This is a genomic window from Streptomyces roseochromogenus subsp. oscitans DS 12.976, from assembly GCF_000497445.1.
In the GTDB taxonomy this organism is placed as follows: domain Bacteria; phylum Actinomycetota; class Actinomycetes; order Streptomycetales; family Streptomycetaceae; genus Streptomyces; species Streptomyces oscitans.
In genome coordinates, this window is record NZ_CM002285.1 from 3,460,161 (window position 1) to 3,466,337 (window position 6,177).

Genomic DNA, 6,177 nt, shown 5'->3' on the forward strand with positions numbered 1-6,177 from the left:
CACCCATTACTCCAGGTTAGGGAGGATTTACGGCAATGGGGACATTGGCCGGGCGAACAGGTGGACGGACTGTGCGGGTACGTCGAGGCTTGTCGCGCAGTTCCTCGCGCCCCCGGGAAACCGCAGTGCCGCTACTCGCCCGGCCACTGCGGCTTGCGCTTCTCGTTGAAGGCTGCCACGCCCTCCGCCCGGTCCGCCGAAAAGGCCACCGTGCGCCAGGCCGCGTCCTCGACCTCCAGGCCGGCCCGCAGATCCAGGCCGTGCCCCAGCCGCAGCGCCCGCTTGGCGGCCCGGAGCCCGACAGGCGAGTTCCCGGCGATCCTCGCGGCCAGCGCCAGAGCCTCCTCCCCGTCCCGCCCCTCGTCCACCAGCTGGTCGACCAGCCCCAGTTCGGCCGCCTCCGCCGCCTCCACCCGCCGCGCGGAGAAGATCAGTTCGGCCGCCCGGGCGGCACCCACGCGCCGCGGCAGCAGCTGCGTACCGCCGCCGCCCGGGATCACGCCCACGGACACCTCCGGCAACCCCACCACCGCCGTACGGTCGGCCACGATCAGGTCGCAGGACAGGGCCAGTTCGAAACCGCCGCCCAGCGCGAACCCGTGCACCGCCGCGATCGTCGGCATCGGCAGCTCCAGCACCCCGGTGTACGCCCCGCGGGTCACCGGCCGCTGCCGCAGAAGATCCGCGTCACTGAAGGAGTTCCGCTCCTTCAGGTCCGCCCCGACGCAGAACGCCCGCTCGTGGGACGAGGTCAGGACCACCACACGCGCGTCCCGGTCGGCGGCCAGCGCCGTACACGCGCCCACGAGCGATCGGGCCATCTCCGTGGAGACGGCGTTCATGGCCTTGGGCCGGTCCAGCACCAGCTCCGCGACCGGCCCGTGCCGCCGCACCAGCACGAACTCCCCGAACCGCTCCTCGCTCATGACACCCTCCGGCTCACGTGTTAACGCGGGTTAACTCCCTGTGGGCCCGATCATCGCAGCCGTACCCGACGCCGGGAAACCCCAGGGGGCTACGCCCGTTCGAGTGACATCCCACCCGTCTCCCCCCACATCGCCCACAGGACCGCATAGCGTGCGTCCGCCACGGCGCGCCCCGCGGCGCGCGGCGGGGAGGGGAACGATGTCACCGATATCTGCACAGTCCGGTACGGACGATACGGAAGCCGGCGTGCCCGTCGTACGGCGCGGTCGCCACCGCAAGCCGCGCCCCCGCAAGCTGCTGCTCGCCGCCGGCGGTCTGGCCGTGGCAGCGGGGGTGCTCAGCCTGGTCCGGGTCACACCGGATCCGGGGTCCGGTTCCCCGGGCGCGGCGGAGGCCGAGCCCCGCCTGGGCGCGAGCGACAACCACGCGACGAACACCGCCGCCACGACTCCCACCGCCGCCCCCACCGCACTTCCCTCGGCGACCTCGGCCATGGGCGGCAGAAGCCTCGTGCCTACGACCACCGGCCGGCCCGGGACCGGTACGGAACCAGGGACACCGTCCAGCCGTACCGCCACACCGACCGCGCTCCCGTCCGCTCCGGCCTCGGCACCCGGCACCAACCCACGCCCCTCGGACCCGACGTCCGCCGCGCCGCCGACCACCACCCGGCCCACGCCCACGACCCCGGCGCCCAGCCACAGCACGACGCCCCCCGATCCGGGCGGGTTGTGCGTACCGATGCTCGGCATCTGCGTGAGCCTGCCCGGCGGCACCGGCCACTAGGGCCGCCACAGGGCTACGCCTGACCGTCGCGGCGGTTCAGCAACCAGGGCTCGACCACGCCGAGCCCGCGCACCGGGCGCTGCCACATCGGCTGGAGCGCGAAGCGGTACACCGGCGGCTCCTCGCCCTCCTTCTCGGCGGCCGCCACGGCCTCGGCCGCCTCCGCCTCGGAGGCGGGCGCCTCGCCGGAGCGGATCAGCTCCTCGGCCAGGGCGCTGTCGACCAGCACGGCGTCCCGGGGAGCTATCGAGGTCAGCCGGGAGGCCAAGTTCACTGTCGTACCGAACACATCACCCATACGAGTGGTGACCGTCCCGAACGCCATGCCGACGCGCAGCTCGGGCATGGTCTCGTCGTTCGCCAGCGTCTCGACGAGCCGCAGCGCGATGTCCGCGGCCGTACCGGCGTCGTCCGCCGCGTACAGCACCTCGTCGCCGAGGGTTTTGATGAGCCGCCCGCCACGAGCGGCCACCAGGTCGGCAGCGGTGGTCTCGAAGGCCTCGACCAGCTCGCCGAGCTCCTCTTCCTCCATCCGGCGGGTCAACCGCGTGAACCCCACCAGATCGGCGAAGCCGACGGCGAGCCGCCGATCGACCATCTCCTCGTCATCGGCCGACTGCACCACCCGCCCGGCCGAGGCGGCGAGCTGCCGCCGCCACACGTACACCAGAAACTCCTCCAGCTCGGGCAGGAGCAGCTCGACGATCGGGTACGTCACCTCGGTGCGGGTCATGCCGGGCTCGGGCGGTTCGGTCAGGCCCTCCAGGAAGGAATCCATCTGCCACTCAGCCAACCGGGCGGTCGTCTGCCCGGTGGACCGGGCCACCTGCACCGCCATGGCCTCGCTGAGCAGCCCCGCCTCGACCAGACCGGCGAGCCGGCGCAGAGCCAGCACGTCGGCCTCCGTCAACGCCTTGGCCTGGCCGATGTCGGCGAAGCCCATGGCCCGCCAGAACCGTGACGCCAGCTCCATGGAGACACCGGCGCTGCGGGCCGCCTGGAACGGGGTGTAGCGGCGCTCGGCGCCCAGGATGAGCTGTTCGAGGCGCAGGGCCAGCGGGTCCTCGCCGGGATCGGCGGCATGGGCGTCCCCCCGCTCCTGGGGAGGGTCCACCCGGCCGTCCGCGTCCGCGCCGGAGCCCGTGTCGTCGACGGTCACGCCTGCTGCCCTTCCGATCTGCCGCGGTCAGGTATCGACCGGGCTCAACTCTACGGCAGGTGTGCGCCAGCTCACTCCGTTGGGTTCGGCCGGGGGTACGTGCTCGGTACCGGGTACGCGGGCCGGTGTTGCTGCTGGCCAACCCCCGGGGGCTGCTCCCCCAGACCCCGCATCGGGCCATGTCCGGAAGTGTCACCACCATCGCCGAGTGCGCGCCCCTTGGGGAGCTGCCCTGCCGTCGGCCGAATGGTGCCGCAGCCGCGCACGGCGGGAAGGGGACGTGTCGGGGGGTGTCCGCCCGCAGCGGCGGGCGTCAGTCACCGGGCCACTCGCCAAGACCCAGAACCGCCCGACCGAGGACGGACACCCCCCGGCGCGACCCCGACCCCGAACCCACACCGGGCGCTACGCGCACCCCCACCCACCCGCAGAGGCGCCCGCAGGCATCCACACAACCCGCAGACACGCGCCACGCCCGCCCCACACAGACCACAGGCGCACGACACCCCCGCCCCACACAAGCCACAGGCGCACAACACCCCCACCCCACACAAGCCGCAGATGGACGATGTCGCCCGCCCCCACACAAGCCGCGGACGAACGGCACCTCCGCCTCACGCAGGCCGAAGATGGACGATGTCCCCCGCCCCCACAGGCTCCTGGACCCCCTCCCCCGTCGCGATGACCAAGCGGCCGTCGCCGTCGACGGCCACGGCCTCGCCCACAATCGCCCGTTCCCCGGGCAGCTCGGCCCGCACGGCACGCCCCAGCGTCGCGCAGCCCGCCGCGTACGTCTCCTGCAGACCGCAGGCCGCCGGGTCACCCCCCGCCGCCCGCCACCGCCCGTACCAGTCCTCCAGCGCCCGCAGCACGGCCCGCAGCAACGGATCCCGGTCCGTGGCGACCGCCCCGGCCAGCGCCAGCGAGCCCGCCTGGGGCACCGGCAGCTCGTCCGCCCGCAGCGTGACGTTGATGCCGACGCCGATGACCACACCGTCCTCCCCGGCCCGTTCCGCGAGGATGCCACCGGCCTTGCGCTCCTCGCCCCCGACCGTCACCAGCAGGTCGTTCGGCCACTTCAGAGCCGTGTCCACGCCCGCCACCCGGGCCAGCCCGCTCGCCACGGCGACCCCCGTGAGCAGCGGCAGCCAGCCCCACCGGGCCACCGGAACCTGAGCGGGCCGCAGCAGCACGGAGAAGAAGAGACCCGAGCGCGGCGGCGCCGTCCACCGCCGGTCCAGCCGCCCCTTGCCCGCGGTCTGCTCCTCCGCCACCAGCACGGCCCCTTCGTCGGCCTGTCCGGCGACGGCCCGCGCGGCGAGGTCGGAGTTGGTGGAGCCGGTGCGCCGCACCACCTCCACCTCTCGGTACAGGCTGCCTTCCCGGACCAGCGCACGCCGCAGTGCCGCGGCGTTCAGGGGCGGGCGGTCCAGATCGGACCAGCGGCTGTCGCCCCGGCTGTCATCTGATGCATTGTGCGGCGTCATGCAAGTCACCCTAGGTGTGGGAAACGCCGCACTGCTGACCCACAGGCCCAGCACTACTCTACGGATGAGTAACCGTCCCCCCTTTTGAGCAGGCAGGGAGCCGCATCCCGATGTCCGAGCCGGAAGAGCGTCAAGAGATCCACGAGACTCAAGGGATCGATATCCACACGACCGCGGGCAAACTCGCGGATCTCCAGCGCCGCATCCACGAGGCGACGCACGCCGGCTCGGAACGCGCCGTCGAGAAGCAGCACGCCAAGGGCAAGCTGACGGCCCGTGAGCGCGTCGAACTCCTCCTCGACGAGGGCTCCTTCGTCGAGCTGGACGAGTTCGCCCGGCACCGGTCCACCAACTTCGGCCTCGACGCCAACCGCCCCTACGGCGACGGCGTCGTCACCGGCTACGGCACCGTCGACGGCCGCCCGGTCGCCGTCTTCTCGCAGGACTTCACCGTCTTCGGCGGCGCCCTCGGCGAGGTCTACGGCCAGAAGATCGTCAAGGTCATGGACTTCGCGCTGAAGACCGGCTGCCCGGTCATCGGCATCAACGACTCCGGCGGCGCCCGCATCCAGGAGGGCGTCGCCTCCCTCGGCGCCTACGGCGAGATCTTCCGCCGCAACACCCACGCCTCCGGTGTGATCCCGCAGATCAGCCTGGTCGTCGGCCCGTGCGCGGGCGGCGCGGTGTACTCCCCCGCGATCACCGACTTCACGGTCATGGTCGACCAGACCTCGCACATGTTCATCACCGGCCCGGACGTCATCAAGACCGTCACCGGCGAGGACGTCGGCTTCGAGGAGCTGGGCGGCGCCCGCACCCACAACACCGCCTCCGGCGTGGCCCATCACATGGCGGGCGACGAGAAGGACGCGATCGAGTACGTCAAGCAGCTCCTCTCCTACCTGCCGTCCAACAACCTCTCCGAGCCCCCAGTCTTCCCGGAGGAGGCGGACCTCGCCGTCAACGACGAGGACCGCGAACTCGACACCCTCGTCCCGGACAGCGCGAACCAGCCGTACGACGTCCACACGGTGATCGAACACGTCCTGGACGACGGCGAGTTCTTCGAGACCCAGGCGCTCTTCGCGCCGAACATCCTCACCGGCTTCGGCCGGGTCGAGGGCCACCCGGTCGGCATCGTCGCCAACCAGCCGATGCAGTTCGCCGGCTGCCTGGACATCGACGCGTCCGAGAAGGGCGCCCGGTTCGTGCGCACCTGCGACGCCTTCAACATCCCGGTGCTGACCTTCGTGGACGTGCCGGGCTTCCTGCCGGGCGTCGACCAGGAGCACACCGGCATCATCCGCCGCGGCGCCAAGCTGATCTACGCCTACGCCGAGGCGACCGTCCCCCTCATCACGGTGATCACCCGCAAGGCCTTCGGCGGCGCCTACGACGTCATGGGCTCCAAGCACCTGGGCGCCGACCTCAACCTGGCCTGGCCGACCGCCCAGATCGCCGTCATGGGCGCCCAGGGCGCGGTCAACATCCTGCACCGCCGCACCATCGCCGAGGCGGAGTCCACCGGGGACGGCGAGGGCACCCGGGCCCGGCTGATCCAGGAGTACGAGGACGCCCTCCTCAACCCCTACGTCGCGGCCGAGCGCGGCTACATCGACGCGGTCATCATGCCGTCCGAGACCCGCGCCCACATCGTCCGCGGCCTGCGTCAGCTGCGCACGAAGCGGGAATCCCTGCCTCCGAAGAAGCACGGCAACATTCCCCTCTAGGCCCCGCGGACCCTGGGAGCGGTCATGAACATCAAGGTCGTACGAGGCAACCCGACCCCCGAGGAGCTGGCCGCCGCCCTGGCGGTGG

6 protein-coding genes are annotated in these 6,177 nt (G+C 72.2%); 3 read left to right on the top strand and 3 right to left on the bottom strand.

Translation table 11 applies throughout. The annotated features are described in order from the left end of the window. Nucleotides 1–131: 131 nt before the first annotated feature. On the bottom strand, nt 132–926 hold the full coding sequence (locus M878_RS64645; RefSeq protein WP_023547150.1) for an enoyl-CoA hydratase/isomerase family protein: 795 nt from the start codon (nt 924–926) through the stop codon (nt 132–134). A 199-nt stretch (nt 927–1,125) separates the two neighbouring features. Here M878_RS64645 and M878_RS64650 point away from each other — a divergent pair, with 199 nt between their 5' ends. Beyond that, nucleotides 1,126–1,713 (top strand): hypothetical protein, encoded by a 588-nt coding sequence (locus M878_RS64650; RefSeq protein ID WP_245238100.1) that lies wholly within the window; start codon nt 1,126–1,128, stop codon nt 1,711–1,713. A gap of 13 nt (nt 1,714–1,726) precedes the next feature. Here M878_RS64650 and M878_RS64655 read toward each other — a convergent pair whose 3' ends face one another. Together M878_RS64655 and M878_RS64660 are read right to left on the bottom strand one after the other, a co-directional pair. Next, nucleotides 1,727–2,872, bottom strand: a complete 1,146-nt coding sequence (locus M878_RS64655) for an adenylate/guanylate cyclase domain-containing protein (RefSeq protein WP_023547152.1) — start codon at nt 2,870–2,872, stop codon at nt 1,727–1,729. 614 nt (nt 2,873–3,486) lie between these two features. Continuing rightward, nucleotides 3,487–4,359: a biotin--[acetyl-CoA-carboxylase] ligase gene (locus tag M878_RS64660; RefSeq protein WP_023547153.1), complete on the bottom strand. Its 873-nt coding sequence runs from the start codon at nt 4,357–4,359 to the stop codon at nt 3,487–3,489. Between the two features lie 110 nt (nt 4,360–4,469). On the opposite strand from M878_RS64660, the gene M878_RS64665 reads away from it, so the two are divergent. Then, nucleotides 4,470–6,089 (top strand): acyl-CoA carboxylase subunit beta, encoded by a 1,620-nt coding sequence (locus tag M878_RS64665; RefSeq protein ID WP_023547154.1) that lies wholly within the window; start codon nt 4,470–4,472, stop codon nt 6,087–6,089. A 24-nt stretch (nt 6,090–6,113) separates the two neighbouring features. After that, nucleotides 6,114–6,177: acyl-CoA carboxylase subunit epsilon (locus M878_RS96355; RefSeq protein WP_167345821.1), on the top strand; the 64-nt coding region annotated here is incomplete at its 3' end.